At 65.5% G+C, this 26,951-nt stretch carries 23 protein-coding genes and 2 pseudogenes; 10 read left to right on the top strand and 15 right to left on the bottom strand.

The features are described from left to right. From G9Q80_RS04830 to hypE, 7 genes are read left to right on the top strand one after another with little or no spacing between them, the layout of a single operon-like run. Positions 1-912, top strand: coding sequence for a hydrogenase expression/formation protein HupK (locus tag G9Q80_RS04830; protein WP_088716650.1), 912 nt, complete (start codon positions 1-3; stop codon positions 910-912). Continuing rightward, positions 905-1,246 (top strand): hydrogenase maturation nickel metallochaperone HypA, encoded by a 342-nt coding sequence (hypA, locus tag G9Q80_RS04835; RefSeq protein WP_043145609.1) that lies wholly within the window; start codon positions 905-907, stop codon positions 1,244-1,246. Before G9Q80_RS04830 ends, hypA begins: the two co-directional genes overlap by 8 nt. A gap of 1 nt (position 1,247) precedes the next feature. Further along, positions 1,248-2,078, top strand: a complete 831-nt coding sequence (gene hypB, locus G9Q80_RS04840) for a hydrogenase nickel incorporation protein HypB (RefSeq protein WP_088716651.1) — start codon at positions 1,248-1,250, stop codon at positions 2,076-2,078. Further along, positions 2,075-3,559, top strand: coding sequence for a sigma-54-dependent transcriptional regulator (locus G9Q80_RS04845; protein WP_069209640.1), 1,485 nt, complete (start codon positions 2,075-2,077; stop codon positions 3,557-3,559). Before hypB ends, G9Q80_RS04845 begins: the two co-directional genes overlap by 4 nt. Before the next feature lie 3 nt (positions 3,560-3,562). Beyond that, positions 3,563-3,853, top strand: coding sequence for a HypC/HybG/HupF family hydrogenase formation chaperone (locus G9Q80_RS04850; RefSeq protein ID WP_043145603.1), 291 nt, complete (start codon positions 3,563-3,565; stop codon positions 3,851-3,853). After that, a complete protein-coding gene (gene hypD / locus G9Q80_RS04855) occupies positions 3,850-4,998 on the top strand; it encodes a hydrogenase formation protein HypD (RefSeq protein ID WP_088716652.1) in 1,149 nt (382 codons plus the stop codon). Before G9Q80_RS04850 ends, hypD begins: the two co-directional genes overlap by 4 nt. A 2-nt stretch (positions 4,999-5,000) precedes the next feature. After that, on the top strand, positions 5,001-6,044 hold the full coding sequence (hypE, locus tag G9Q80_RS04860) for a hydrogenase expression/formation protein HypE (protein ID WP_088716675.1): 1,044 nt from the start codon (positions 5,001-5,003) through the stop codon (positions 6,042-6,044). Between the two features lie 123 nt (positions 6,045-6,167). On the opposite strand, the pseudogene G9Q80_RS28715 reads toward hypE, so the two are convergent. From G9Q80_RS28715 to dctP, 5 genes and pseudogenes are all read right to left on the bottom strand, one after another. Further along, a pseudogene (locus G9Q80_RS28715) lies at positions 6,168-6,782 on the bottom strand (GntR family transcriptional regulator); the annotation flags it as partial. 25 nt (positions 6,783-6,807) lie between these two features. Continuing rightward, positions 6,808-7,195, bottom strand: a pseudogene (locus G9Q80_RS28720) (TRAP transporter large permease subunit). Beyond that, complete coding sequence (locus G9Q80_RS28725; protein WP_198550040.1) at positions 7,162-7,302, bottom strand: hypothetical protein; 141 nt, start codon at positions 7,300-7,302, stop codon at positions 7,162-7,164. The pseudogene G9Q80_RS28720 and the gene G9Q80_RS28725 overlap by 34 nt, the downstream one beginning before the upstream one ends. Positions 7,303-7,329: 27 nt before the next feature. After that, positions 7,330-7,464 (bottom strand): hypothetical protein, encoded by a 135-nt coding sequence (locus tag G9Q80_RS28390; protein WP_282593838.1) that lies wholly within the window; start codon positions 7,462-7,464, stop codon positions 7,330-7,332. A gap of 5 nt (positions 7,465-7,469) precedes the next feature. Continuing rightward, positions 7,470-8,318, bottom strand: coding sequence for a TRAP transporter substrate-binding protein DctP (gene dctP / locus G9Q80_RS04875; RefSeq protein ID WP_198550041.1), 849 nt, complete (start codon positions 8,316-8,318; stop codon positions 7,470-7,472). Positions 8,319-8,667: 349 nt separating this feature from the next. Here dctP and G9Q80_RS04880 point away from each other — a divergent pair, with 349 nt between their 5' ends. Both G9Q80_RS04880 and G9Q80_RS04885 read left to right on the top strand, forming a co-directional pair. Then, the gene (locus G9Q80_RS04880) at positions 8,668-9,879 is read left to right on the top strand and encodes an efflux RND transporter periplasmic adaptor subunit (RefSeq protein ID WP_232786324.1); all 1,212 of its coding nucleotides are present in this window, start codon (positions 8,668-8,670) and stop codon (positions 9,877-9,879) included. Beyond that, the gene (locus tag G9Q80_RS04885; protein ID WP_088716654.1) at positions 9,876-12,974 is read left to right on the top strand and encodes an efflux RND transporter permease subunit; all 3,099 of its coding nucleotides are present in this window, start codon (positions 9,876-9,878) and stop codon (positions 12,972-12,974) included. Before G9Q80_RS04880 ends, G9Q80_RS04885 begins: the two co-directional genes overlap by 4 nt. A 78-nt stretch (positions 12,975-13,052) precedes the next feature. Here G9Q80_RS04885 and G9Q80_RS04890 read toward each other — a convergent pair whose 3' ends face one another. Then, a complete protein-coding gene (locus G9Q80_RS04890) occupies positions 13,053-16,250 on the bottom strand; it encodes a calcium-binding protein (RefSeq protein WP_168246427.1) in 3,198 nt (1,065 codons plus the stop codon). 357 nt (positions 16,251-16,607) lie between these two features. Further along, positions 16,608-17,396 (bottom strand): class II aldolase/adducin family protein, encoded by a 789-nt coding sequence (locus G9Q80_RS04895; protein WP_088716656.1) that lies wholly within the window; start codon positions 17,394-17,396, stop codon positions 16,608-16,610. Positions 17,397-17,489: 93 nt separating this feature from the next. On the opposite strand from G9Q80_RS04895, the gene G9Q80_RS04900 reads away from it, so the two are divergent. Continuing rightward, positions 17,490-18,437 carry a GlxA family transcriptional regulator gene (locus G9Q80_RS04900; protein ID WP_088716657.1) on the top strand — a complete coding sequence of 316 codons (948 nt, stop codon included), beginning with the start codon at positions 17,490-17,492 and terminating at the stop codon, positions 18,435-18,437. On the opposite strand, the gene G9Q80_RS04905 is transcribed toward G9Q80_RS04900, so the two are convergent. The 8 genes from G9Q80_RS04905 to G9Q80_RS04940 form a co-directional block, all read right to left on the bottom strand. Next, positions 18,434-18,940 (bottom strand): DUF2165 family protein, encoded by a 507-nt coding sequence (locus G9Q80_RS04905; RefSeq protein ID WP_088716658.1) that lies wholly within the window; start codon positions 18,938-18,940, stop codon positions 18,434-18,436. The genes G9Q80_RS04900 and G9Q80_RS04905 overlap by 4 nt on opposite strands. Positions 18,941-19,004: 64 nt before the next feature. Continuing rightward, entirely contained in the window at positions 19,005-20,669 is a 1,665-nt protein-coding gene (locus G9Q80_RS04910) for an ABC transporter substrate-binding protein (protein WP_088716676.1), read from the bottom strand. Between the two features lie 113 nt (positions 20,670-20,782). Then, positions 20,783-21,664, bottom strand: coding sequence for a TauD/TfdA dioxygenase family protein (locus G9Q80_RS04915; protein WP_088716659.1), 882 nt, complete (start codon positions 21,662-21,664; stop codon positions 20,783-20,785). Positions 21,665-21,668: 4 nt separating this feature from the next. Next, entirely contained in the window at positions 21,669-23,063 is a 1,395-nt protein-coding gene (locus tag G9Q80_RS04920) for an FAD-binding oxidoreductase (protein WP_088716660.1), read from the bottom strand. After that, the gene (locus tag G9Q80_RS04925; protein WP_088716661.1) at positions 23,060-24,289 is read right to left on the bottom strand and encodes an amidohydrolase family protein; all 1,230 of its coding nucleotides are present in this window, start codon (positions 24,287-24,289) and stop codon (positions 23,060-23,062) included. Before G9Q80_RS04925 ends, G9Q80_RS04920 begins: the two co-directional genes overlap by 4 nt. Further along, the gene (locus G9Q80_RS04930) at positions 24,286-25,080 is read right to left on the bottom strand and encodes a creatininase family protein (RefSeq protein WP_088716662.1); all 795 of its coding nucleotides are present in this window, start codon (positions 25,078-25,080) and stop codon (positions 24,286-24,288) included. The genes G9Q80_RS04925 and G9Q80_RS04930 overlap by 4 nt, the downstream gene beginning before the upstream one ends. Continuing rightward, positions 25,077-25,775 (bottom strand): glutamine amidotransferase-related protein, encoded by a 699-nt coding sequence (locus G9Q80_RS04935; RefSeq protein WP_088716663.1) that lies wholly within the window; start codon positions 25,773-25,775, stop codon positions 25,077-25,079. The genes G9Q80_RS04930 and G9Q80_RS04935 overlap by 4 nt, the downstream gene beginning before the upstream one ends. A 286-nt stretch (positions 25,776-26,061) precedes the next feature. Then, complete coding sequence (locus G9Q80_RS04940; RefSeq protein WP_088716664.1) at positions 26,062-26,934, bottom strand: LysR substrate-binding domain-containing protein; 873 nt, start codon at positions 26,932-26,934, stop codon at positions 26,062-26,064. Between the last annotated feature and the right edge of the window lie 17 nt (positions 26,935-26,951).

The following is a 26,951-nucleotide window of genomic DNA, read 5'->3' on the forward strand; positions in this document are numbered from 1 at the left end:
GTGCTGACCGGGGCCGCATATCCCGCGCTGCGCGCCGTCACGGTGCCCGGTCTGCCCGTTGCCCGCCTGGTCATCGGCAAACCGGCGGCTGAGGCGGCAGAACTGTTGCCACGCCTGTTCAACCTGTGCCGCGTGGCACAGGGCGTCGCGGCCCGCGCCGCCTTTGGCCTGCCCCTGCCTACCGGCTGGCAAGACGACCTGCGCGCAGAGATTCTGCGCGAACACGTCGCGAAACTCTGTCTCCGGTGGCCCGCGCTGGTTTCGCTCCCGCCGCTTGCGCTGCCGCGCGACTGGCAGGCGGGCAATGCCGAGACACGGCGCGTGATCTTCGGTCCCGCCGGACAGATGCCCGAAACGCCGGAACAGTTCCGCGCCTTTCTGGAGGCGGAACAGGGCTGCGCGCGCCTGCTGCGCGCGATCAGCCGACTCTTTGCCCCGTTCGAGGCCTGCCGGACCGCCCTGCCCGCTCCGGGTGTCGGGGGGTTCTTCGGCCCTCGCGTGACCGAGAATTCCAATGCGGCCCGGCAGTCGGCGCACCCCGTGCTGCAAGACATCGAAACGCAATGGGGGCGCGGGCCGCTCTGGTCGGCAACCGCTCTGGCCTGTGACCTGCAGGCGGTGCTGGACGGCAGGCTGCCTGCCGCCGTCATTTCGCGGGGCTGCGCTGTCGTGCCCGCCGCGCGCGGGCTCTACGGGATCACGGCTGCGGTCGAACACGGGCGCGTCACGGCCTTTGCACGACAGACACCGACGGATCATCTGCTGGCCCCGGGTGGCGCCCTCGAGCAATCGCTTGCATCCTTGCGCCCGGCGCGGGCACAGGCCCTGGCACCGCTGGTTCTGTCCTTGCTTGACCCCTGCAGCCCGGTCAGGCTGGAACCCTTCGCACCGATGGAGGCTGACCATGCATGAAATGTCGCTTTGCGAGGGCATCCGCCGGGTGATCGAGGACCAGGCCCGCAAACATGACGTTACGCGCATCAGGCGCGTGCGGGTCGAGATCGGGCGTTTTGCCGGGGTCGAGACCGAGGCGCTGCACTTCGCCTTTGACGTGGTGATGCGCGGATCCGTGGCCGAGGGCGCCGAACTGGTGACGCTGGAACTGCCCGGACGGGCGATGTGCTACGACTGCATGAAAGAGGTGGAAATCATGGACCGCCTCGACCCATGCCCCACCTGCGGTGGCGGCAAGCTGATGCCGCAGGGCGGGGACGAAATGAGAATCAAGGACCTGGAGGTGGCCTGAGATGTGTACGGTATGCGGATGCGGAGACGGCGAAACGAAGGTGCATGGCCACGGTCATTCACCTGATCATGACCACGGGCATGGACACCACCACCATCATCACGATCACCACCACTACGGCCAGGGTCCCGCAGGCACCGAGGTGCCCGGCATGTCGCAGGACCGGCTGATCGAGATCGAGACCGGCATCCTGGCCAAGAACGACCAATACGCCCAGGCCAACCGCACGCGCCTGGCGGCGCGGGGCATCCTGGCGGTGAACCTTGTCTCCTCTCCCGGGTCCGGCAAGACGACCCTGCTGTGCAAGACGATCGAGTCCCTGGGCGATCAGCCGCTGGGCGTGATCGAAGGCGACCAGCAGACCCAGAACGACGCCGACCGCATCCGCGCCACCGGCGCCCGCGCCGTGCAGGTGAACACCGGCAAGGGCTGTCACCTCGACGGGCACATGGTCGGTCACGCGATGGACCACCTGGACCTTGCCCCCGGCAGCCTGCTGTTCATCGAGAACGTGGGAAACCTGGTCTGTCCCGCCGCCTTCGACCTGGGCGAGGACGGCAAGGTCGCCATCCTCTCTGTGACAGAGGGCGAGGACAAGCCGCTGAAATACCCCGACATGTTCACCGCCGCGCGGCTTGCGATCCTCAACAAGATCGACCTGGCGCCGCATTGCGACGTGGATCTCGACCTCTATGAGGCCAACCTGCGCCGCGTTAACCCGGGGATCGAGATCCTGCGCGTCTCGGCCCGCACCGGCGAAGGCATGACGGAGTGGATCGACTGGCTCCGCACCCACCTGGCCGACAAGTCCGCCCCAGAGGCGGCGGAATGACCGCCCTGCCCACCCTTCTGCTGGTCGACGACGAGGAGCATTCCCTGGCCGCCATGCGCATGGCGCTGGAGGATGACTTTGACTGCCTGACCGCGCCGGGCGCCGAGGACGCGATGCGCCTGATGGAGGAGAACTTTGTCCAGGCGATCTTTTGCGACCAGCGGATGCCGGGCAAGACCGGGGTGGAGTTCCTGTCCGAGGTGCGCGAACGCTGGCCGGAAACGGTGCGGATCATCATCACCGGCTATACCGAGACCAACGACATGATCGCCGCCATCAACGAGGCCGGCATCTACCAGTTCCTGACAAAGCCCTGGCACCCCGACCAGCTGGTCATGGCGGCCAAGAACGCTGCGCAACTGTTCCAGCTCAGCCGCGATCACGACCGGCTTTCGCTGGAAATGCGCTTCATGGGCAAGACCGCCGAAAACAAGCTGGAGGCCCGCCGCCGTACCCTGCGCGAGGGCTTTGGCTTTGAGCGGGTATTGCGGGCACCCAACTCGCCGATGAACGCCACGGTCGAGTTGGCCCGGCAGGTGGCCAGTTTCGACGTGCCGGTGCTGATCACCGGCGAGGCGGGCACCGGCAAGGACGTGATGGCGCGCGCGATGCACTATGCCTCGCTGCGGTCGGACCAGTCCTTTTACGAACTCAACTGCGCCGGCCTGCCGGACGAGGTGCTGATGGCCGAACTGCTGGGCGCCAAGAAAGGTGCCCTGGGCGGCGCCCCCAGCAACCGTATCGGCCTGTTGCAAAAGGCCTCGCGCGGGACGCTGTTCCTGAACGGGGTCGACACGCTCAGCCCGCAGATGCAGCTGATCCTGCTGCGCATCGCCACCGAGGGCAGTTTCGAACCGCTGGGCGGGACAGAGACCCTGACCACCAACACGCGCCTGATGGCAGGCAGCCACAGCGACCTGGCCCCGGCGCTGGCCTCTGGCCGGTTCCGCAAGGACCTGTTCTATGCCCTGTCCACCACCGAACTTTCCCTGCCGCCCTTGCGCGCGCGCATCGACGACCTGGACATCCTGACCCGGCATATCCTGGGCGACCTGGCCGCCCAGCACAGCAAGCCCGTCGAGGGGCTGACCAACCTGGCGCTGGAATTCCTGGGCAACTACGACTGGCCCGGCAACCTGCCGGAACTGAGCAACGAGCTGACCCGGATGCTGATCCTCAGCCAGGAACCACGCCTTGGGCCGGAACTGATCTCGCGCCACATCCTGCAGGCCGACCCGTCGGTTTCCGGCCGCCCCGACCCGTTCGAGGCCGGGCTTCTGGCCTCAGAGGGTACGCTCAAGGACCGGATCGAGGCGATGGAGGCTCGCATCCTGCGCGAGACGCTGACCCGCATGAAATGGAACAAGAGCCGCGCTGCCGAAGAGCTGGGCCTCAGCCGCGTCGGCCTGCGCTCGAAACTCGATCGCTACGGCGTGCAGCAACCGGGCAAGTTCGACCCGGCCGAAGAGGAGGAGGACTGAGCCATGTGCCTGGGAATACCCGGACAGATCGTCAAGATCACCGACGAAACCCGCCTGATGGCGCTGGCGGACGTGTCCGGCGTGCGTCGTGAGGTCTCTGTCGCCTGCGTCGCAACGCCGGACCTGTCCGACCTGGTGGGCGAATGGGTGCTGATCCACGTAGGCTTTGCCATGAGCCTGATCGACGAGGACGAAGCCGCCAAGACGCTGGAGGCCCTGCGCGGCCTGGGCGAGGCGCAGGAAACGCTGGAGGCGATGGCCGACGGCGCCGCCGCACTGGAGGGCAGCCAATGAGATATGTCGAGGAATTCCGCGATCCCATCGCCGCCAGGGGCGTGCTGGCCGCCATCGGCAAGGTGGTCGACCAGATCGGCGCCACCGCCGAAAACCCCGTGCACATCATGGAAATCTGCGGCGGGCACACCCACGCGATCTTTCGCTACGGGCTGGACCGGCTGACACCTCCGGGGATCGAGTTCATCCACGGCCCCGGCTGTCCGGTCTGTGTGCTGCCGATGAGCCGGATCGACGAATGCGTCGAGATCGCCGAACGCCCCGAGGTGATCTTTACCACCTTTGGCGACGCGATGCGGGTGCCCGGAACGCACAAGTCCCTGATGCAGGCCAAGGCCGATGGTGCCGACATCCGCATGGTCTATTCCCCGCTCGACGCGCTGGAAATCGCCCGGCGAAATCCTGACCGTGAGGTGGTCTTCTTCGGCCTGGGATTCGAGACGACGACACCCTCGACCGCGCTGTCGATCCAGCAGGCGGCACGCGAAGAGTTGAAGAATTTCAGCGTATTCTGCAACCACATCACCGTGCCGCCCCCGATCAAGGCACTGCTGGACGATCCGCACATGGTGCTGGACGGGTTCGTCGGGCCGGGCCATGTCAGCATGGTGATCGGAACGCATCCCTATGATTTCATCGCGCAGCTGTATGGCAAGCCCATCGTCGTCGCCGGGTTTGAGCCGCTGGACCTGTTGCAATCCGTGCTGATGGTACTGGAACAGATCCGCGACGGGCGGGCCGAGGTCGAAAACCAATATGCCCGCATCGTCCCGGAAAACGGCAACCCGGTCTCGCTGGCGGCCATTGCAGATGTCTACGAACCCCGCCCGAGTTTCGAATGGCGCGGCCTTGGAGAGATCGACGCCAGCGGATTGCGCATCCGCCCCGCCTATGCCGCCTATGACGCCGAGGAGAAATTCGGCGTGGGCTATGGGGCGGGTCCGCGTATCGTCTCCGAACCCGAGGGCTGTGCCTGCGGCCAGGTGATGACGGGCCGGATCAAGCCCACGGGGTGTCCGCAATACGGCACCGGCTGCACGCCGGAAATGCCGCTGGGTGCACTGATGGTCAGCTCTGAAGGGGCCTGTGCGGCCTATTACCAGTACGGCGCAACCGAAGATGCCGTGACGGAGGCCGTGCAATGACGATGGAACGCCCGATCATCCCGTCGCGCCTGCGGGGAGAGCGCGTAACACTGGCCCACGGTGGCGGCGGCAAGGCCATGCGCGACCTCATCGAGGAGATCTTTACCGGCGTCTTCCAGCCCCCCGGCACCGAGGACCAGGCCCGTCTGACCGCGCAGGCGCTTGCGGAACCGGGGGCGCAGCTGGCCTTTACCACGGACAGTTTCGTGGTCTCGCCGCCGGTCTTTCCCGGCGGCGACATCGGCAAGATCGCGGTCTGCGGCACCATCAACGATTTGGCCGTCGGTGGGGCAAAACCCCTGTGGCTGTCGGCGGCCTTCATCATCGAGGAAGGCTGTGAATTCGAGCTGCTGCGGCGCATCGTCGCCTCGATGCAGGCCGAGGCCGAGAAGGCCGGCGTGCGCATCGTGACCGGCGACACCAAGGTCGTCGGGCGTGGCGCCGCGGACAAGGTCTTTGTCACCACCTCCGGCGTGGGTGTGATACCGCCGGCCCGTGACCTGCAGGCGGGCAACATCCGTCCGGGTGACGTGGCCTTGGTGAACGGCGTGCTGGGCGATCACGGCGCGACGATCCTCGCCGCGCGTGGTGACATGGCCCTGTCCACCGACATCCAGTCGGACTGCCAGAGCCTGAACGCCCTTGTCGAAGCGGTGCTGCATGCCGCCCCCAATGCCCGCGCCGCCCGAGACGCGACACGCGGCGGGCTGGCCTCGGCCCTGAACGAGATGGCAGAGACCGCCGGCGTCGCCATTGAGATCGACGAAACCGCCCTGCCCCTGCGGCCAGAGGTCAAAGGCGTCTGCGAGGTGTTGGGGCTGGACCCACTTTACCTGGCCAACGAGGGCACGCTGGTGATCTTTGTGCCCGAGGCAGAGGCAGAGGCCGCCCTGCACGCCATGCGTGATACCGAGGCCGGGCACGGCGCGGCGCGCATCGGCCTGGCGAAACCCGGCCCGGCGGGACGGGTCACGATGCGCACCGCCTTTGGCGGCCAAAGGCTGGTCGATACGCTGGTGGGCGAACAGCTGCCGCGGATCTGCTGATCCGGGCCAGGTAAAATGATCGCGGTTGGCGTCCATAATGTCGGGCAGCCGGCCGATGGTGCCGGACAGATGCGCCTGCATCGCGTCGGTTGCCCCCTGCCGGTCGCCGGCCTGAATGCGGTCGACCACCGCGCGGTGCCCCGCGACAACCGAATGCAGCTTGTCGCTGCGCGGCAGGTCCAGCGTGCGCAGGCGGGCCATCTGGCTGGATTGCTCGATCACCAGGCGGTGCACGGCCTCGTGCCCGGCGGCGATGAACAGCGCCTCGTGGAAACTCTCGTCGAGTTCGCGGAACAGCTCGATCTGGTCCGGCTCGTCGACCAGCGCCTGCTGGATCCTGAGATAGCCCAGCGCCTTGGTCAGGTCCGCGTCCGGCGTCCGGCACAAAAGGTCCACAACCTCGCATTCCAGGCCGCTGCGCAGGAAGCTCTCGTGCCGCAGGCCTTCGCAATTGATGCGCGTCACCTCGGTGCGGGACTGCCGGTAGGACACCACCAGGTCGATCTCTTCCAGCCTTTGGATCGCCTCGCGGATCAGCGACTGGCTGACGCCGAATGCCTCGGCCAGCTCGGCCCGGCTGAGGATCGTCCCCGGCGGGAGTTTCAGCGTCACGATCCGCGCGCGCAACTCCTCGAAGACGCGGGTAGAAGCCGCGACATTGGCATTGACCGATATCCTTTCCGATGCGCGGGCACCGCGCAGGTCAGGGCGTGTCATGGGCGCCCCCGATCTATGCATGTCTGGACCGGCAAGGCTGGTCTCGTCATCCCATGATCGCCTTGGGTAGTGCTGGCGACAGCCAGGGGAAGGCAAGCAGCAAGACGAAGAAGACCACCACCGCCAGGAAGAAAGGCACCGCCGCGATGAAGGCCGGGGAATAGCCCTGCTCGCGCATCGACGGCCCCAGGAGCCGCGCCTCCATCGAGGCATCGGCCACCGCAGAGCCGGAAATGCCCCCCATCAGCATGGACAGCACGATGGAGACCTGCGCCCGCCAGCCAGCCGGTCAGCAGGCGAGAGTAGCGGACAAGGCGCTCCGTGATGCCGGCCTCGTTCATCAGGTTGCCCGCCAGGATGAAGAAGGGAACCGCCAACAGCGGAAAGCTTTCCAGCGCCGTCACCATCTTCTGGATCGCGACGGTGGTGGGCATGGTGCCGTCAACACGCAAACCGGGATCACCGCCAGCATTAGCGAATAGGCGGCCGGCAAGCCAATGAGCAGGAACAGGGCGAACAGCGCCGCGATCAGAAGCAGCATCAGCTTTCCCTCACGCGGGCCAGGAATTCAGTGGCACAGCCCCACGGGCACGGCGAGATGGATGAAGGACTTGGGGATTTGCAGTGCGCCCTGCATCCGCTTGTGCATCAGGGGCACGTTGATCATGGCATGGTACAGCAGGTAGGCCAGCAGCCCCATCACCACCGCTATGTTGACCAGCTCGATCCACCTGCGGGCGGGGCCACATCGGCCAGCGCCTTGTCCCCCAGCTCGATGGTGAGGTTGGAGGCAAAGCGCCCGTTCTCGACCGCCAGGTCGCGCAGGATTGCCTTGTGCTCGTCCGACAGTTGGTTCCACGAGTCGGCAGAGATCACCAGCGCCGTGACCAGCTGGATGTGCCCGGTCTTGGTGACATGCTTGATGACCTCGTAACGCTTGGCCCCCTTGATCGCAGTCGGCTGCGCCTCTGCCGCGTCGATGGTGCCCAGTTGCAGCGCGGAATAGACCTCGCCCCTGGCAATCGGCGTCGGTTCGGGGCCCATCGCGCGAATGGTCTCGATCCAGACCTGTGCGCCGATGGTGCGCATCCTCACACCCGCCAGGTCCACCGGGCCGCTTACAGGTGTCTGGGTTAGCGCATGGCGCGCGCCCTGGTACCAGGTCGAGGCCAGCATCACGAGCCCTGCCTCCTCTGCCAGTTCGTCACCCCAGCCAAGGTAGGCGCCGGACAGAGCGAACTTGTCCGCGTCCTCGTAGCTGTCAAAAAGGAACGGTGCCGACATGATGACCAGCGAAAGGACGAATTCCGACAGCCGCGCCACGTCGGTCACGGTGCCTACCCCGGCCCCTGCGCGGACCTGGTCCAGCATCTCTGTCGTGTCACCCAGCTGGCTGTTGTGAAAGACTTCGACGGTCACCCCGCCGCCCGTCGCCTCTGCGACCTCGGCAGCGAACTTGTCCAGCCCCTGCCCCATTGGATCGTCCGGCGCCAGGACCCCGCCGATGCGAATGGTGGTTTCGGCCAGTGCTGCGCCGGCCAGCCCCGCCGCCAGCAAGGCAGCCAGGCACGTCGTCTTGGTAAAAAATGGTCATGCCGCCCTCCCTTGGTATTTTATTATTGATTGATATTTTAATCTTATTCGAACATTGAACGATCCCAGATTTCAGTAAATCGTCTTGCCCCGCCCGAACCGGGCCGCCGAATGGTGGAAGGGAAAAGCCATGTCCACGGGCCGGACACCCGGGCATCCGAACACGAAACCGTGCAGTCGGGGGCACTGGTCGGGACAGGCGGTGGATGGCAACTATGTAAGCAAACATCCCCGTCGAAAGCCGTTCCGGACGTCTTTCTCTGCGAACGACTATACGAAAGGTGAAAGAGATGCGAAACGGTATCCAGCCGACATGGCTGCCCTGCTCGCAGCTCTCAAGAACGGATCGAACATGCGTTTCCTGAAACAAGTTATCCTGTCCGCCGTGATCCTGATCGCGACCCTCTTCCTCTGGTTGAACTATGTCCCCGGCGCGGCATCTTTCCTGGACCGCACCGGCGTGACGGGCCTTTTGGGGATCGAGGCCGCGGCGGCGGACGTCTCGAACACCGGTGGCGGCTTTGGTCCGCGCGGTCCGGCGCAGGTCGTCGTGGCCGTCGTGACAGAAGCCACGACCAACGACCGGGTCGATGCCATCGGCGACATCCGCGCCCTGCGCAGCGCGACGCTGCGGACAGAGGTCAGTGGCGAGGTCGTGCAAGTGGCGCTGGAAACCGGGGGGTTCGTGGACAAGGACGCCGTGATCCTCCGGCTGGACGACGAGGCGGAACGGATCGCCGTGGAACGGGCACGCCTGCTGCTGGAAGACGCCCGCGACGCGGCAAGCCGGTTTTCACGCCTGCAGGATGGCGGCTCTGTCACCGAAGTGCGCCAGCGCGAGGCACAACTGCGCCTTCGGACCGCCGAACTGGAGCTGAGCGAGGCCGAGTTCGCCTTGTCGCTGCGCACCGTGCGCGCGCCCTTCTCGGGCTGGATCGGCCTTGTGGACGTGGCCATCGGTGAACGCCTGTCGCCCACGGACGTGATCGCCACCCTGACCGACCGGTCCGAGATCCTGGTGGATTTCCGCGTTCCCGAACGGGTGGTCGGCCAGGTCGAGCCCGGCATGCCGATCGAAGCCCGCCTGCTGGGCGTCGACGGGGCGGACGCCCTGACCGGAGAGATCCACGCCGTCGACAACGTGGTCGACCGCAACAGCCGGACCCTGCGGGTGCAGGGCCGACTTGCCAACGAGGACGACCGCCTGCGCGCGGGCATGGCCTTTACCGTCACCCTGCGCTTTCCGGGGGAAACCCTGGCCGCCGTCGACCCGCTGTCCGTGCAATGGTCAAGCGAGGGGTCCTACGTCTGGGCCGTGCGCGACGACAAGGTCCGGCGCGTTGGCGTGACCATCCGCCAGCGCGACGCCGACCGGGTGTTGGTGGACGGAGACCTGAGCCCCGGCGACCTGGTCGTCACCCAGGGCGTGCAGACCCTGCGCCCCGGCGCAGAGGTGGCCATCGCCGGACGCACCGAAGCTCGCGCCACCCTGCCTGGCGCCACCAAGCCGAGTGTCACGCGATGAAGGAAAGCTCTGCAGCCGTTTCCGGGTCGGGCACCGCGCTTTTTGTCCGCCGCCCGATCCTTGCGCTTGTCCTTTCGGCCCTGATCGTCCTGGCCGGATTGGCCGCCGTCTTTGGCGTCGAGGTGCGCGAACTGCCGAACGTGGACCGCCCTGTCGTCACCGTAACCACGCAATTCCCCGGCGCCTCTCCCGAAAGCGTCGACCAGGAGGTGACAGGCCGCATCGAGGGCGCCGTGGGCCGTGTGGCCGGCGTGCGCTCGATTTCCTCCAACTCGCGCTTTGGTCGGTCGCGGGTGACGCTGGAATTCGAGGATGACGTCGACCTGGATGTCGCCGCGACCGACGTCCGCGACGCGGTGGCGCGGATCGCCAACCAGATGCCCGACGGCGCCGAAACACCAGAGATCGTCAAGGCCGACGCCAACGCCCAGCCGGTCGTGCGCATCGCCGTCACTTCTGCCGGGCGCTCGCCGCAGGAACTGACCCGGATCGTGCAGGAACGGGTCGAGGATCGGCTGTTGTCGGTCAACGGCGTGGCCGACCTGCAGATCTACGGCGACCGCGACCCGATCTTTCGCATCGACATCGACCAGTCGGCGCTAGCCGCGCGCGGCCTGACGCTGGCCGACGTCCGGAACGCGCTGGCGGATGTGGCCTTTGACGCGCCGGCGGGCGACCTGTCGGGTAACAGCCAGAGCATCGCCGTGCGGACCACGGCGACCGTCGCAACCACGGCCGAGTTCGAAGACCTCGAAATCGCCGAGAACGTCCGCATCCGCGACGTGGCCACTGTGACCCTTGGCCCGGCCCCGAATGAGACCGTCCTGCGCGCCAACGGACAGACCGGCATTGGCCTGGGCATCATCCGCCAGGCGACGTCGAACACGCTGGAAATCTCCTCGGCGGTGCGCGCGGTCGTGACCGAACTCGACGAGGCGCTTCCCGACGACGTCTCGATCTTTGTCACCTCTGACGATGCGGTGTTCATCCGTGGCTCGATCGAGGAAGTGCTCAAGACGCTTGGCCTGGCCACCGCGATCGTGGTGGCGGTGATCTTTTTGTTCCTGCGCGACGCGCGCGCCACGCTGATCCCCGGGCTGACCATGCCCGTGGCGCTGATCGGCACCGTGGCGGCCATCTACATGGTGGGGTTCTCAGTCAACATCCTGACGCTGCTGGCGCTGGTGCTGGCCACCGGCATGGTGGTCGACGACGCCATCGTCGTGCTGGAAAACATCGTCCGGCGGCGCAGCGAAGGCATGGGCGCCCGCGCTGCCGCCGTCCTTGGCACGCGGCAGGTCTTTTTCGCGGTGGTGACCACAACGGCCACGCTGGCGGCGGTCTTTGTGCCGCTCTCCTTCCTGCCCGGCCAGGCCGGCGGGTTGTTCCGGGAATTCGGGTTCACCCTTGCGATGGCGGTGCTATTGTCCTCGGTCGTGGCGCTGACGCTCTGCCCCGTTCTGGCAAGCCGCCTGCTGACGGCCAAGCCGAACCCGAACCCGCGCGGCCCCTTTGTCTGGCTGGGCAACCGGCTGGGCGCGCTTTACAAGGCGACGCTGGAATGGGCCCTGGCGATGCCCTTTGTCGTGCTGCTGGTGGCCGTGCTCTTCTCGGCCACGGCGGTCTTTGTCGCCGGTGGCATCCGGCAGGAACTGACCCCGCGCGAGGATCGGGCGGTTGCCCTGCTGTCCGTCTCTGCCCCGCAAGGCGTGTCGCTGCAGTACACCACCTCCAAGATGGACGAGATCGAGGCCCTGATCGAACCGCTGCGCGAGACCGGGGAAGTCACCAACATCTTTTCCATCACCGGCTTCGGCTCGGACAACCGGGGGTTCATGGTCTTTTCCCTGGCGCCCTGGAACGAACGTGACCGCAGCCAGGACGAGATCGTCGGAGAGATCAACGGCAAGCTGCGCGGCGTGATCGGCGTGCGGGCCTTCGCGATCCAGCCCAACTCCCTGGGCATCCGGGGCGCGGGCCGTGGCCTGTCCTTTGTCATCACCGGGGATAACTATGCGCAGCTTGCCGATGTGTCTCAACGGCTGGTGGAGCGGATGCAGGAGAACCCGGCCTTCGGCCAGGTCCGGCTGGAATACGAGACCACGCAGCCGCAGCTTTTCATCGAGATCGACCGCGAGCGGGCCTCTGACCTGGGGATCGACATCGCGGGTCTTGGGGACGCGCTGCGCGCGGTCCTGGACGGGCGCACCGTGGGATCGGTCTTTATCGACGACCGCAGCTATGACATCCAGATGCTGTCGACCTCGAACCCGGTCGACGACCCCAGCGACCTGAAAAACATCTTTGTCCAGACGGGGGACGGCCAGACCGTGCCCATGTCCAGCTTTGTCAGGCTGGAAGAGCGCGCCATCGCGCCCGAGCTTGACCGTGAAGGCCAGAACCGCTCGGTCGAGATTTCGGCCGGGCTGACGCCGACCCTGGCGCTTGGCGACGCGATGACCCAGGTACAGGCACTGGCAGACGAGATCCTGGCCGAGGAAAACCGCATCGTCCCGTTGGCCGAGGCCGCGACGCTGGACCAGACGGCCTCCGGCCTTGTGCTGGTCTTCGGCTTTGCCATCGCGGTGGTCCTGCTGGTGCTGGCCGCGCAGTTCGAAAGCTTCATCTCGGCCATCGTGGTCATGGTGACGGTGCCCATCGGGCTGGCCTGTGCCGCCTTCGCGCTGCTGTTCACCGGGTTGAGCCTGAACGTCTACAGCCAGATCGGCCTGGTGATGCTGATCGGGATCATGGCCAAGAACGGCATACTGATCGTCGAGTTCGCCAACCAGCTGCGCGATGGCGGCGCCACGGTGCGCGACGCGATCCTAGACGCTTCGACCATCCGTCTGCGGCCGGTGATGATGACCATGACCTCGACCGTGCTGGGTGGCGTGCCGCTGATCCTGTCGGCGGGCGCGGGCGCCGAGGCGCGCGAGGCGCTGGGATGGGTCATTGTCGGCGGGCTGGGTCTGGCGACCTTCTCGACGCTTTACCTGACGCCGGTGGCCTACCTGCTGCTGGCCCGCTTCTCGCAGCCGCGCGTCCAGGCCATGCAGCGGCTCGAAACCGAGCTGGAAGAGGCGCTGGCCTGACAGATCAGCCAAGGCCGGAGGCCCTGCGACAGGGCCTCTGACCGGCGTTTGCCGGAAGGCGCCGGGGCGATCCCGCATCTAGAGCGTGAAGTCGTCCTCGGTCAGCCCGACCACGTTCGCCACCCGGATTTCACCATCGACCAGGCCATCGCCGTCGACATCCACCTGGATGATGGTCGAGCCGGAGGGCATCTCCATCAGCCGCAGCTCGGGATTGCCGGAGGGGTCGAACGCCGCCGTGCCGCGGAATTCGAGCACGCCGGGCACCACCCCGGCCAGCGAGATCATGTCTACCCCCTGCTCAAAGTCGAGGATCTGGTCCCGGTTGGCGTTGGCCCCCATCTCGGCTGCAGAGGCAAAGGCGAAACAATCGGCATCGGCGCCGCCGGTCAGCATGTCACGCCCCATTCCGCCGATCAGCAGATCCTCGTCATCGCCACCGCGCAGGACGTCATTGCCGCCGTCGCCGCGCAGGTTGTCGAACCCCTCGCCCCCGACAAGCGTATCCGCCCCCTGTCGCCCGATGATGATGTCGTCACCGCCCAGGCCCTGGATGAGGTTCCCCAGGTGGTTCCCGCGCAGCGCATCGCCCCAGGTCGATCCCAGGATGTTCTCGACCGAGGAATAGGTATCGCCCCGGGCGTCGCCCGTGTTCGAGGCGGGCGCGGCAAGATCGGCGATGATACCGGCATCGGAGGACAGGTAGCTGGCCGTGTCCGTCCCCGTTCCGCCGATGAGCCGGTCGCCGCCAAGATCGCCCTGAAGCAGATCGTTGCCGCCCCGACCGATCAACGTGTCGTCGCCGATGCCGCCGGTCAGCCCGTTGTCGTTCGGGTCGCCGCGCAGGCTGTCGGAGAAAGCGGAGCCCTCCAGGTTCTCGATCCCGATGTAGCTGTCGCCTTTCGCCTCGCCCGAGTTCATCGCCGGGAATTGCAGGTCCGCGATCAGGCCAGCCGAGGAGTCGCGATACGACGCGGTGTCGGAGTCACCGCCACCGTCGAGAATGTCCATTCCCATGCCGCCGATCAAGGTGTCGTCGCCCTCCTGTCCCCGGATCGTATCGTTGCCCGCGTCGCCCCAGACAAGGTCATCGCCCGCGCCGGCCTCGATCAGGTCCGACCCGTCCGGACCGGGGGCCGTGCTGCCGCCGTGGATCGTGTCATCGCCGCTCCCGGCAAGGATGGTATCGTTGCGGCCACCACCTTCGAGATAGGCCGCCCCGGGCGTGCCAAGCACGATATCGTCGTTGAGGTCGCCGATGCCTTCGGCTTCGAAGGTCGTGAAGTTGAAACTGGCGCGAACGATCCCGACCGTCATGTCGGAGAATTCGAGCCCTGTGAAGCTGGTCAGGATATCCATCCCGTCCGGGCCACTCACTTCGATGACGGGGTTGATGCCGAACTCGGTGGGATGGATGAGATAGGACCCACGCGGCCCGGAAAAAAGCGCCGTGCTCTGGTTGTCGAGAACGGACGACCAGCTCCCGCGGAGGAGATCATTTCCGGGGCCGCCGTCGATGATCGTGTCAATTGTCGCCAAGGCGCTGATGGTATCCTCGCCCATGCCGCCTTCGGCTTGCACAAGGCCAAAACCCGAAAGGAACATCAAGTCATCCGCAATCCGCCGGACCCCGTCGGAGAACAGGATGTCACCCAGTAGTCCCGGGCTACCGCCGCTCTGGATTTGCACCGTACGATCGTCAAAGACGAGCCGCTCGACATTGGTCAGCGTGTCGGTGCCCTCTGGCCCCTCGACCTGGACATAGCGGATGCCCGCATCCGCGTAGGAGGTCACGACATACTCCGACCGTTTCCCGTAATAGATCGCCAGATCGAGACCGTCGCCGCCGTCTATCGTGTCGTCGCCCGGCCCGCCGATCAGCGCGTCGTTATCCTCGCCGCCATTGAGGATGTCATTGCCTTCATTGCCTTCCAGCCGGTCGCCGCCGGTGCCACCCTCGACCGTGTCGTTGCCTTCATTGCCCTTGATGATGTCGGGATCGCCGCCCCCCTGCAGCAGGTCGTCGCCGTCGTTGCCGATGATCAGGTCGTCGCCATCGGTGCCGACCACGGTGCCGGCATTGTCGAAACCCGGAATGCTGGGCAGGATGAACTGTTCGCCGTCGGTCAGGTCAAGATAGTTGGCGACCAGTTCGGCGAATTCGACGCGGTCGATGCCGAACCATTGCAGCGTCTGTTCCAGGACCCAGGCGCTGCACTCGGCGAACCAGATTTCGTTTGCCGATCGCGCCTCGGGGTGATCCGAGGCCACCGGGTTGCCGGCATCGTCATAAAATTCGCCCGAATTGAGCGTGATGATCCTGTCGATGGAGGGGATGTAGTACTGATTGGTCGTGCCCGCGACCAGGTAGGGCCCCTCGAAGTCTCCTGCAGCGTTGTCGACAACGTCGGGGGAAAAGGCGAAGGGAGTGCCGTAGTACCCCGACGCAAGGCGGCCCTCGAATTCTTCAAAACCTGCGGAATAGAACGGAAGGAACTCGCGATCGTCAAGAAAGACCACGAACACCGAGGACGAGGGGGGGTAGTCTGCCGTATATTGTTCGTACAAGGCCTGAAGTGCCGGATCGTAGTCGGGCGAACCTTCGGTTTGTCTCAAGTCCTCAAAGCCGTATTCAACGCTCAGGCGTGAAATGACATAGGTGACCACGTTGTCGAAGAACGTCATGACATCTTCGATCTGACGCGTGATCTTGTCAGAGGCGATTTCGCCGCCCTCCAGTTCGCGCGCGACCTCCATCCTGGCGTAAAGCGTGTAGGCCACGGCACCGATCGCCACCTTGATCGTTTCCAGGTCCTGTCCGGGACGAAGCAACTGTTCGGCCTGCGACAGCGCATCTCGCAGAGCGCGCGAGGCATCGGAAATGATTTCGCCCCGGTCGACGTCCTGGTCGATGGCGTAAGACGCCAACAGGTCAAGCGCGCTTTTCGCGCGTGACTGTGCACTTGCCAGAAGCTGCTGCTGCACGCCGGAAAACTGCGAAACGATAAGATCTGTCAAGGCGGCTTCGAGTTCGGTGATATCGTCGCGAAGTCCGTCGATCTCGGCCTTCAACTCTTCTCTCAACGCGGCGATCGCCGCCAGACTGGGATCCTCGACATCGCTGAAAGACCCGTTGCCGTTCACATGAGAGCCAATTTCGGATGCAATGGTGTAAACGGTGCCGGCGATTGTCAGGACGTTGGCGATTGCGCTGAATCCGTTTCCGCCCACAATGCCGGAAACGCCGCCGCTGGTGGCGGTGAAGAAGTTGGGCATGTTATTCCCCCTTGGCGCGGCAATTGTGGCGTTGTCACGATTATTGCCGCCGCCAATCTCGCCTCGCGGGATTTGAAACAATCGATGCCGAAAATTAACCATGTCTGGTCAAAACCGGGCCATCGTGCAATTTCGCCCCCCCTAAGTCAAAGGTCATTTTGCGGCGGCGTGGCCGAAGCAGATCTCCGAAATCGAGGCCGGCCATACCGGGGCGAAATTTAACCCGGATACCGCCAAATGGCGTCTTCGACCGTCGTTTGGGACTGTTGTCGACGTGGCGCGAATGGCAAGCCTCTCCATCCGCGCCCGGTGTTCGCGCACCGCCAAGGCGCTATCGCCTTTCGGTCGGCTCGCCGATCAGTCCGAATATCCCGGCATCTCGACGTCCAGCCGCCGCCGGATCGCGTGCCATTCCAGTTCCCCTTCGTAGCCGTACCACTCGCTGGCATCCATGTCGGACAGGTGGCGCGCCTGCTCTGCCTCGGGGATGGTCCGGACCGTCGCGCCACCGGCCGCCGCCTGCTGGACCTGCAATTGCACGGCACAGGCCTGATCCAGGTAGAACGACCGAAAAAAGGCTTCGCCTGCGCTGCGCCCGAAGACAAAGGCGCCGTGCCAGGCTTCGACGATCATCTTTCTGCCCTGCCCCGCCGCACGCAGACCGGACAGGAAATCATCGGTACATTCGAATTCATAGTCGGTATAGCCGATCACATCGGCGCCCCCGATCATCAGGTAGGCCTGGCTGTAGGGGCCGACGCCTTCGGCCTGGGCGCTGACGCCCATGATCGCCTTGGTATGGATGTGCATGATGCAATTCATGCCTGGATCGGCCTCGAAGAAAAGCTTGCCGATCTCGGTCGCCGAGGGGTTCGGCTCTCCGTTTTCGGGGGTCTGGTTGGTCCGGTCAAAACCCACCTTGACCAGGTTCGAGGCCGTCACCTCCTCGTGCATCCAGCCATAGTGATGCGTCAGCAGGGCGTCCTCTCCGGGCACGCGCATGGCGTGCCACTGGTTCGTCAGGTCGGTCAGGCGGTATTTCACGAGCGCGTTGTAGATCGCCGCCAATTCGCAGCGCGCCTCCCATTCGGCATCGCTGCAATCCGCGCGGCGGCCCGGGATCGGGGTCGGGGTCATGACGGTCATGGCTTTTCTCCTGCCGGGTCTGTTTTCCGACATGCTATCGCGCCGCATTTTCAATACTGTCCATGAAACACGAAAAACTATCCGTCAAAGCCCATGCCCCACGTTTGTTTCGTCCTTCATCCACGGTTCCAGATGCTGGCCTATGTCCTGGCGAGCGAGAGCTTGAGGATCGGCAACAAGCGGGCGGGTCATTCCCTGTTCACATGGGAAACCCGGTCGGCCCTGTCCGCCCCTGTCGAGGCCTCCAACGGGCGCAGCGTTGCGCCTGACATCCGGGGATGGGGTGCCTCGGCGCCGCCCGATCTTGTCCTTGTCATCGCGGGCTACGACCCGCTGGCCGTGGTGCCTTCGGGGCTTGCCGCCTTCCTGCATCGTGCCGACCGGGGCGGGGCCATCCTGGGGGGCATCGACACGGGCGTTGCCGTGCTGGCCAGTTGCGGGTTGCTGGGCAGCCGTTCCGTGGTCCTGCACCACGAGGCCGAACCGGAGTTCCGCGAGACCTGGCCCGAGATCGACGTGATCGACGCGATCTATGCCCTCGATGACCGGCGACTTTCAGCGGCGGGGGGAACCGCGACCGGGGATGCGATGCTGGCCTGGATGGCGCGGACCCGGTCCCCCGCATTTGCCGATGAGGTGGCGCAGGATCTGGTCCACGGCTCCATGCGCCCCGCCGCCCAAAGCCAGCGCCCCCAGGACACGACGGACCCGATCCTGCAGGCGATGCGGTCGTTGATGCTTGCCCACCTCGAGGCCCCTCTTCCCGTGGAAGAGATCGCCATGCGGCTGGGCCAAAGCCCCCGGCAACTGCGATCACGGTGCAGCGCCGCGCTGGGGCAGACCCCGTCGCCCTACTATCTGCGGCTCCGGCTGGACCATGCCCGCGCGCTGCTGAAAGGTACCAGAATGTCCGTGACCGAGATCGCCCTTGCCACCGGCTTTGGATCACATGCGGGGTTCAGCCGGACCTTTCGCCAGGCGACAGGCGTCACGCCCCGGGCGTTCCGGACCCGCGCCCAGCCCGGGACGCAGGGCCGCTAGGCAAGCGCCACGGAGGCCGCGATCAGCACGATGGTGCTCAGCATGCCCCATTGCAGCATCTGGAAATGGGTGTTCTGGCCGCCCTCGTGGCCGAACCAGTAGCAGAAGTAATTTCCGGCCACGAGAAACCCGGCCCAGACAAAGCTGAACGCCCCGGCCCCGACCAGGCCAAGCGCCAGTGCCGTCGCGACCGAAGCGGCACCAAGCAAGGCCAGCAGGACGCTGACCGCCGCCGCCCAGAGCAGCACCATCGCCAGCAGCTCGAAGGCCACGATCACCCCGAACAGCCATTTCCGCAAACGGGTGTTGGTCAGGCGGCGATAGGCGACATGCACATAGGCCTCGGGGTAGTCCTCGCGCATGCGCGCCATGTCCATCACCTCGGCGGTGTAGGTTTCGTTGAGAAAGGGATGGAACAGGTTTTCCAGGGCCCCAACGGTCATCCATGCGGCCATGAAAAAAAGGTTGGCGCCACAGAGGGCAAGAATGACGGTATCGAGCATGTCGGTCGGTCGTATCCGTGGCTGATGTGGCCCGCCCGGAACGGGGCGGACCAGGGTGGCAGGCTCAGGCCTCCCAGTACATGTACTGCGGGTACATTTCCTGCGAGATGTGGATCGCCGCGCCTTTCAGGTTGGTCTTGGAATGGTTCGCAAGGCCCCGGAAATACGGCTGAATGATCACGCCTTCGTCGACCATGATCTGCTCGAGTTGCGCCATCAGGGCTCGGCGCGCTTCGACATCCGGCGTCGCCAGCGCCTGTTCGACAAGCGCGTCGAAGGCCTCGTTGGCAAAGCCGGTCTCGTTCCACGACGTGCCCGAGACATAGGCCAGCGCATAGGTCTGGATGCCCAACGCGCGGTGGTTCCAGTTGGTGACGGAGAACGGATACTTGGCCCAGTCGTTCCAGAAGCTCGACGAGGGGATGACGGTCCGCTTGATGTTGATGCCTGCGTCGCGCAGCTGCGCGGCAATCGCATCCGCGGTCGCCTTCCAGAAGGCCGAGTCGAGCGAGATCAGTTCATGCTCGAAATCCGCCATGCCCGCCTCTTCCAGCAGGGTCATCGCCTGCGCCGGATCGTGCAGGGCCGGGCCGATGTCGGCATAGTCGGGGTGAACCTTGGAAACATGGTGGTTTTCGCCCACGGCGCCAAGATCGTTGTAGGCCAGTTCCAGCACCACGGCATTGTCCACCGCCAGCGCCAGCGCCCGGCGGACGCGGACATCGGCATAGGGCCTGCTGCCGCCGGTTTCCGCATTCTGGTTGGTTCGCGCCAAAACCACGGCCCCTGTGGTCACGGTGTGCTTGGTCCAGCCGTCCAGGGCATCGAAGGCCGGGATGAAATCGCCCTCGGTGTCATAAGTCACGTCGAATTCATCCGCATCTGCTGCCGCGAAATGCGACGCCGGATCGGTGCCGAAGTCGATCAGTTCCACGCGGTCCATGAAGGCGCCGTTCCCGGCGTTCCACCAGGTGTGATCCGCGTTGCGCACCAGCGCGGCGGCCTCGCCGACGGTGTAGAATTCTGGCAGGTAGGGGCCGGTCCCGACGGGATTGTCGACCATCGTGGCCTCGTCAAAGCTCTCGTGCACGATGGCGGCGGGATAGTCGGACATGCCTGCGATCAGCGAGATGTCCGGCTTGGGTAGGGTGATCGTCACCGTCAGATCGTCGACGACCGTGACCGCATCCGGCAACATGGTGCCGGTTTCGGGGTCGACGATGGTCGCGAAACGGATCGCCATCGAGTTCGCCTCGACCCGGCTGTCGCACCAGCGTTCGATGTTGCGCGCCACGTCCGCAGCGGTGAAGGGATCGCCGTTGTTCCAGGTCACGCCGGGACGGACATTGAGCGTGTAAAGCGTCGCGTCCTCGTTGATGTCCCAGCTTTCCAGCAGCGCGGGCGTGAACGACCCGTCCGAGTTGTACTGCACGAGGTATTCCAGCCAGCCACGGGTAAAGTTGGCGAGGCTGTTGAAGTCGAACTTGCGCGGGTCGCGCATGCCGACGATTTCCTGCTGGATGCGGACGGTTCCGCCCACCTGCGCATGGCTGGCCGCCTGCGCCGGGGCCGGCATGCCCAGCATGGCATAGGCCGTCACGGCCGAGGCGCCAAAGGAACAGGCCGTGGCCAGGAATTCGCGGCGGCTGACGGCATCGTCACCGACCCGCGCCGCCGACTTGGCCAGGAAATCCGGAAGGGGTTTGCCGCTTGGCGTCGTGAAGGTCATGTTCATTCCTCTCTGTTGGGTCGTGAGGGGGACCGCCCTGTCGGGAAGCAGCGTGAGGACTGCGGGAAGGCGCGCGGCCGCAAGGGGCCCGGTCGGCCGCGCGGGTTTCGGTGTCAGGCCGGGACGCGGATGCGGTCCAGGCCGTCTTCTTCGGTGACGGTGGCGCAGATGCTGGACAGGGTGCGCGGCTCTTCGTAGGGCCAGGGCGTGCCGCGGTGCATCACGGCGCGCTGGTCCCAGATCAGCACATCCCCCACCTGCCAGTTGTGCGCATAGACAAAGGCGGGCTGGGTGCAGAACTCTGTCAGCTCTGCCAGCAGCGCCTCGCTTTCGGCCTCGTCATAACCATCGACCTTGAAGGCATGGCTGGCGATATACAGCGCCTCGCGCCCGTTGATCGGGTTTTCCCAGACCGCGTTCCAATGGGTGTCCGGCCACTTGTTGAACATCGGCAATTCGGCCAGTTCGGGCGAGATCTTGCGCCGCGAATGGCTGTAACGATGCCAGATGCCACGCCCCCGTATCCTGGCCTTCATCTCTTCGGGCATCATCGCCCAGGCCGCGCGGGTCGAGGCAAGCTCTGTCGCGCCACCGGACGAGGGCACGACGCGCGCGGTAATGATATTGATCAACGCGGGCGTGGGCAGGAAGGTGCTGTCAGAGTGCCAAAGGAAGTTCGTCTTCAAGTTAAGCGTCTTGAGGTCCATCTCGCCCGAGGTGGTGCCGTCCTCCTGGACGTTCGAGACCTTGGGAATCTTGAACCCTTCGCCCGGCTTGCGCTCATCCGCCTCGCGATCCTCGATCGGGCCAAACAGCCCGGCGATCCGCAGGTGTGTCTCGTCCGTCATGTCCTGCGCCCGGAACAGCAGCGCCGAATGCTCCTCGAACAGGGCGCGGATCTGCGGGAACAGGTGATTTGCCGTGACGGTGTTCAGGTCGATGCCCTGCACGTCCGCGCCGAAGTGTGGCGTCAGCGGTTTTGTCTGGATGGTCATTGGTTCAGTCCTTGGCCTTTGCTTCAATGTCGTCTGCGGAGAGATGGCGCACCATCTCCCAGGCCCGTGACTTGCCGGGGTTCAGCAGTCCCTTGGGGTCCATGCGTTTTTTCCACGCCAGGTGCCGGTAATCGGCATTCTTCAGACCGCCGCCCTCGACGTGGTAGGTATGGGCGTCGGCCACGGAAAACCCATGCGCGCGGTAGATGTCGTCGATCTCGCGCAGGCGGGTCTCGTCGGTGAACCAGATGATCGGCAGATCGAACGCGACGATCCTTCCGTCCACCCGGGCGAATTCATGGTGCTGCCAGACGTCATCGCCCACCGCGGCACCCAGACACGCCACGGCCTCGGCGTCCGACGGATCGCCGACACCGTATTGCTGGTAGGTGGCAGAGCGGTCGGCCTTGAGCACCTGCAGCGTGGTGTGGTTGTAGGCAAACTCGAACACATGCGGGATGCCCTTGGCCTTGCGTTCGGCATCGTCGAGGGCGAGGTCCACCGTCCCGCCCTGCGCCGCGATCAGGGCGTGAAAAGCCTCCATGGCCTCTCGCGGGACCAGCGCCACCAGAAGGTGCCGTCCCTTGGTCAAGTGCCCTTCGAGCCGGGGAAAATAGTCGACGATCCGCGCCTCGACGGTCGAGCACAGCTTGCGCCCGATCGCTTCGCTTTGCGCCAGCGCGTAGCCGGCGGCATAGCAGTCGCGATAGCTGTCGAAGGTGGCCATGCAGCCGATCCAGTCGCGGGTCGGCACGGTCCGCAGCGTCACCTCTGTAATCGCACCGTTCAGGCCCCAGGCGTGGTGCAGTTGCAGCGCCTCTTCAGCGTCGAACACACGCTCCTGTGGCGCCTCCTCCACCGACAGCGCCTTAAGGCTGATGATATTGCCTTTTTCGCGCAGCGCGCCGTTCGCGATGGACCCGATCCCGGCGCTGCCCCCGGCGACAAAGCCGCCGATGGTCGCGATGTCCTGGGTCGAGGGGAACATGGCCATTTCCCAGCCCCGCGCGATAAGGGCCGCGTTGATGTCGGCCATCAAGGCCCCCGCCTCGACGCGCACGAAACCCTCACCGATTTCCAGGATCCGGTTCATCGCCGTGGTTTCTATGATCAGCCCTCCCTGCAGCGGCACGGCCTGCCCGTAGTTGCCGGTGCCGCCACCGCGCAGCACGACGGGCAGGTCATGCGCGTAGGCAACGGCCAGGCACTGTGCGAGTTCCCCGGACGTCGCGGGCCGGGCCACCAGGTCCCCGAAGCATTTCTTGAGCTGCGCGTTCAGGATCGGCGAGTACCAGAAGAAATCGCGCGAGCGTTTCTTGATCAGCACCGGCTCCTCGATCACCTCGACGGGGGCAAGCTCGGCGGCAATCCCGCGCCAGTTGGTCTGTTTTTCTGTCATGACAGGGCTCCCAAAGCGTCGGACAGGCGGCGCGGCGCGGTGCCGCCCAACAGGTCCGAGCTGTCGGTTGCGTCGAAGACAAGCAGATCCCCGATGGCGGCCCCGTCGACGGTTCGGGGCGCCAGTCCCAGCGCGCTCTGCGCGTTGGTGGTGATCAGTGGCAGGTGGTCGCCCAGCGGCGGGTCGAGATGCGCCGCCAGCACGCTCAGGCCCAGCACATGCAAAGGGTCATGCCGCCCGATGGGGCAGAAGGCATCGCGCACGTTGTCGGCGCCGATCGTCATGGTGACGCCAGCGGCCTGCAATTCGTGCAGCCGCGTGACACCGCGCCGGTCGGGCGTGCCCCCGGTGCGGCCCTGAAGGTAGAGGTTGGTCTGCGGCAGCATGGCGACGGCAATGCCCGCCCGCGCCAGCTTGTCCGCGATCCGGGCCACGTCCACATCCGCCAAGTTTGCCAGCGAACAGGCATGGCCGCACAGGACCGGCCCCTGAAACCGCGTCGCAAGCGCCGCATCCGCGACGCGTTCCAGCCCGTCGAGCCCCTCTGCCAGACCTTCATCCACGTGGAAATCCAGCGCCAGTCCCAGCCTGTCGGCCTCGCGGAACATGTTGGCAAGCCCGGCGTCGCGCTCTGGCTGGTCGAAGACAAATGCCCCCAGCACGCCGCCCTGATCGCGGAGGCCCTGCGCACAGTGTCGGGCGTAGTCCGGATCGGCCATGCGCTCTATCCCCGTCAGGGCCGCACGCTGCACGGTCAGGGCACTGTCTGCGGCCAGGTCCCCCAGGATATCCCAGGCCAGTGGAACGGCCCGGGGATCGGCAGCTTCGCCCCAATCCACATGCGTCCGGACCGCGCTGCATCCGGCCTGCTCCAGCTCTTGCAGTCCCCGCGTGGCGCGGCTGCGCAGGTCTGCTGCCGTCCAGTTGACCTTGTCCGCCTTCTGCGCGGCAATGGCCGTGGCCAGGTCCCCGCCGACGCCCTGCATGCGGCCGATGCTGTGGCACTTGTCCAGGTGCACATGCGGCTCTGTCAGGCGTGGCAGGACCATGCGCCGCGGAGTGCCGCCCGAGGCGATCAGGCCGGTTGCGCGCCCGTCCCGGATGACCAGATCCCCGGCCATGCAATCCGCCGCCAGCGCGCCGCCGAACGCCGCCGGATCGGCCAGCAAGGCCCGCGGCACCAGGACGCCGGGGAGGCAGTTGTCCATCCGTTCGGGCCGCATCATGGCCGTTCCCTCCGATGGTCGAACCCTGCGAATTCGGCGAGAAAGGCCGCAAACCTGCGCGCTGCACTGTCGAGCAGGGCCGCCCCCTTGTCCGCGGTCGCGGCGGCCGCGTTGCCACAGGCCCCCTGCCCGTTCAGATCCTGCGCCAGCCAGCCGGGGCTGGCGGGCTTGCTCCCCAACCCGATGTGCGGAAAGGCGCTTTCCCAATCCATCATCCCCGGGCGAAAATCCCGCGCCTTGCTCATGTCCACGCGGTCCGGCCGCAGGGCCAGCATTGCCGAGGTCTCGCTGTCCCCGGCATGGATGTCATGGGCATAGCTTTCCGGTGCGTAGATCTCCTGCCACTCGGCGAAGCCGCCCCAGGAACAGCTCACCACGACAAGGTCATGCTGCAAACGCAGATCGCGCGCGGCCACCTGCAACAGCGCGCTGTTGCCACCATGCCCGTTGAACAGAACCAGCCGCGTCACCCCGGCGCGCGCCACCGAGGCGCCGATCTCTCGCAACACGGCCAGGAGCGTCTCTGCCGAGAGCGTCAGGGTCCCGGGAAACGCGATGTGCTCGTCGCTCTTGGTGATCGTCAGACCGGGCAACACCAGCACCGACTGCTCGGGCGCCAGGGCCGCCAGCATCCGGTCCGCCACCGCGCCGATCAGATCGCTGTCCACCGAGAGCGGCAGATGCGGGCCGTGCTGCTCGGTCGCGCCCAACGGCAGAACCGCGACCGTCTCTTGCGGCAGGTCCGGAAACGCCGCCGAAGGCAGGTCCGCCCAATAGCCCTGCGCGCTCATGCCGGGCGCCCGATGAAACGGTCGAGGAACCCCTCGAACCACGCGCCCTGCACCGAGTCATGTTGCGCCAGCAGGCGGTCCTGTTCGGCGCGGTCCTGCACGCCGGGACGGCCATAGACACCGGCCTTTTGCACCTGCCAGCGGCGAAAGCCCGGCTCTGTCACTTCGGGATGGAACTGCAGGCCATAGACCGTTTCATCCATCCGAAAGGCCTGGTTCGCGTAGTTGTCATTCGCGGCAAGGCGCACGGCCCCCGTCGGCAGATCGAAGGTGTGGAAATGCGCCTGGCAGACAGTCAGCGGTCGGTTGAGAAAATCGCCCGCCGTCTCTGTCGGGGTGATCCGGTAATATCCGAACTCGAAGATCTCGCGCTTGCGCGCACCGGCCCAGGCACCGTGGTGATGCGCGATCATCTGGGCACCCTGGCAGATGCCCAGGACCTTGATCCCGGCCGTCAGGCAGGCATCGATCCAGCGGTATTCCTCTTGCAGGAACGGATGCCGGTCGGTCTCGTAGACATTGTACAGCCCGCCATAGATGATGGTCGCGGCAAGATCGTCGCCCGGCACGCCAAGCGCCTCGCCGCCAAACGGGCGACGGGTATCCACCGTGTAGCCGGCGTTCTCAAGCCAGGCGGTTGCGCGATCGTCAAGGGGCTCATCCCCGTGGCGCACGGATAGCACACGCTGTCCCATATCATTCCCCTCAAAAGGAACTGGTTGCGTGGCCCTGTGGAAGATCCGTGCCAGAGATGTCCCTAAAGGCTTCCAGAACTGCGCGAAACTGGCAAGGCTTTTGTTTGATCATAAAAAGTTCAATATCGTCCGTCGGTTGACAAAATTCACTCTTTTGACGCCCCCGGATGCCCATTCTCAAGGCGGGGCAATCCCGCGGGCCGATCCGGCAAGGATCGACCTGTTCGGACGGACTGTATGGAAGATGATTCGAGGCGCCACAGGAGTTGGGCCCCGCTTGCCGGCATCACCGCAATTCGATGCCGTCGACCAATCCGAAAAGCGCGTTCAGCGTTTCCATCTTGCGTTCGACCGGGGCAAAGACCACCTCCGCGCTCGACGTATCGGCGCCCAACAGTCTCAGTTGTTTCACATCCTCGTTGCGCCCCGTTCCTGTCCGCCAGACAAAGCCGATGCCCATGCCATTGACCACCGCCTCGTAGACGCCATCCCGGTTGTCGAGGGTCAGGAACGGCGCCGGGTACACGTCGTGGCGCCGAAAATAGCGGTCGAGAACCTTCTGCGTCGACGATCCGGTCGTGCGAAAGATCAACCTGTGGCGCAGCAGGTCTTCGCAGGTGACAGCCTCTGCGCTGGCCAGAGGGTGTGACAGCGGCACGATGGCGACGACATTGTTCGTCAACAGCACCTGGCGGCGGAAACGCCCGTCCTTGGGCACCTCTGGCAGAATGCCGACGTCGACGGTGTGGTTGATGACCTGCCGCATGATCTTGTCATGCGAACCGGTGGTGACCTGCAAGGCGACCTGCGGGTAGGCCTTGTTGAAAGCCGCGATCACCGACATGCCGGGCATCGCGTTGCCCAGCCCCACGGACAGCTCCCCCTTGGTCAGCGACCCGTGGCGCCGCAGCATCTGCTCAAGCGTTTCGTATTCGCTGATCACGCGCTCGGCCGCATCACAGAGCCTTTCGCACAGGGGCGTCGGATGCAGTTTTCCCTTTTCGCGGACGAAAAGCACCACGCCATACCCTTCTTCCAGCTTGCGCACATGCTGCGAGATTCCCGGCTGGGTGACGTTCAACTGCCGTGCAGCCGCAGCGTAAGAGCCGGATTCGGCCACTGAACGAAGCGCTTCGAGGGTGCGAAGGGGAATAGTCATGGCCGATCCAAAGCAGG

Origin of the sequence: Mameliella sp. LZ-28, from assembly GCF_012274245.1 — a bacterium.
GTDB classification, from domain to species: Bacteria; Pseudomonadota; Alphaproteobacteria; order Rhodobacterales; family Rhodobacteraceae; genus Antarctobacter; species Antarctobacter albus.

Coding starts and splice junctions, on each gene's coding strand:
- G9Q80_RS04925 (WP_088716661.1), bottom strand. CDS start 24,289: ATGATGCGGCCCGAACGGATGGACAACTGCCTCCCCGGCGTCCTGGTG.
- hypE (WP_088716675.1), top strand. CDS start 5,001: ATGGAACGCCCGATCATCCCGTCGCGCCTGCGGGGAGAGCGCGTAACA.
- G9Q80_RS04850 (WP_043145603.1), top strand. CDS start 3,563: ATGTGCCTGGGAATACCCGGACAGATCGTCAAGATCACCGACGAAACC.
- G9Q80_RS28725 (WP_198550040.1), bottom strand. CDS start 7,302: ATGCTGCTTCTGATCGCGGCGCTGTTCGCCCTGTTCCTGCTCATTGGC.
- G9Q80_RS04935 (WP_088716663.1), bottom strand. CDS start 25,775: ATGGGACAGCGTGTGCTATCCGTGCGCCACGGGGATGAGCCCCTTGAC.
- G9Q80_RS04940 (WP_088716664.1), bottom strand. CDS start 26,934: ATGACTATTCCCCTTCGCACCCTCGAAGCGCTTCGTTCAGTGGCCGAA.
- G9Q80_RS04910 (WP_088716676.1), bottom strand. CDS start 20,669: ATGACCTTCACGACGCCAAGCGGCAAACCCCTTCCGGATTTCCTGGCC.
- G9Q80_RS04920 (WP_088716660.1), bottom strand. CDS start 23,063: ATGACAGAAAAACAGACCAACTGGCGCGGGATTGCCGCCGAGCTTGCC.
- hypA (WP_043145609.1), top strand. CDS start 905: ATGCATGAAATGTCGCTTTGCGAGGGCATCCGCCGGGTGATCGAGGAC.
- G9Q80_RS04890 (WP_168246427.1), bottom strand. CDS start 16,250: ATGCCCAACTTCTTCACCGCCACCAGCGGCGGCGTTTCCGGCATTGTG.
- G9Q80_RS04880 (WP_232786324.1), top strand. CDS start 8,668: ATGGCTGCCCTGCTCGCAGCTCTCAAGAACGGATCGAACATGCGTTTC.
- G9Q80_RS04905 (WP_088716658.1), bottom strand. CDS start 18,940: ATGCTCGATACCGTCATTCTTGCCCTCTGTGGCGCCAACCTTTTTTTC.
- G9Q80_RS04895 (WP_088716656.1), bottom strand. CDS start 17,396: ATGACCGTCATGACCCCGACCCCGATCCCGGGCCGCCGCGCGGATTGC.
- G9Q80_RS04885 (WP_088716654.1), top strand. CDS start 9,876: ATGAAGGAAAGCTCTGCAGCCGTTTCCGGGTCGGGCACCGCGCTTTTT.
- G9Q80_RS04915 (WP_088716659.1), bottom strand. CDS start 21,664: ATGACCATCCAGACAAAACCGCTGACGCCACACTTCGGCGCGGACGTG.
- G9Q80_RS04900 (WP_088716657.1), top strand. CDS start 17,490: ATGCCCCACGTTTGTTTCGTCCTTCATCCACGGTTCCAGATGCTGGCC.
- G9Q80_RS04845 (WP_069209640.1), top strand. CDS start 2,075: ATGACCGCCCTGCCCACCCTTCTGCTGGTCGACGACGAGGAGCATTCC.
- hypD (WP_088716652.1), top strand. CDS start 3,850: ATGAGATATGTCGAGGAATTCCGCGATCCCATCGCCGCCAGGGGCGTG.
- G9Q80_RS04930 (WP_088716662.1), bottom strand. CDS start 25,080: ATGAGCGCGCAGGGCTATTGGGCGGACCTGCCTTCGGCGGCGTTTCCG.
- hypB (WP_088716651.1), top strand. CDS start 1,248: ATGTGTACGGTATGCGGATGCGGAGACGGCGAAACGAAGGTGCATGGC.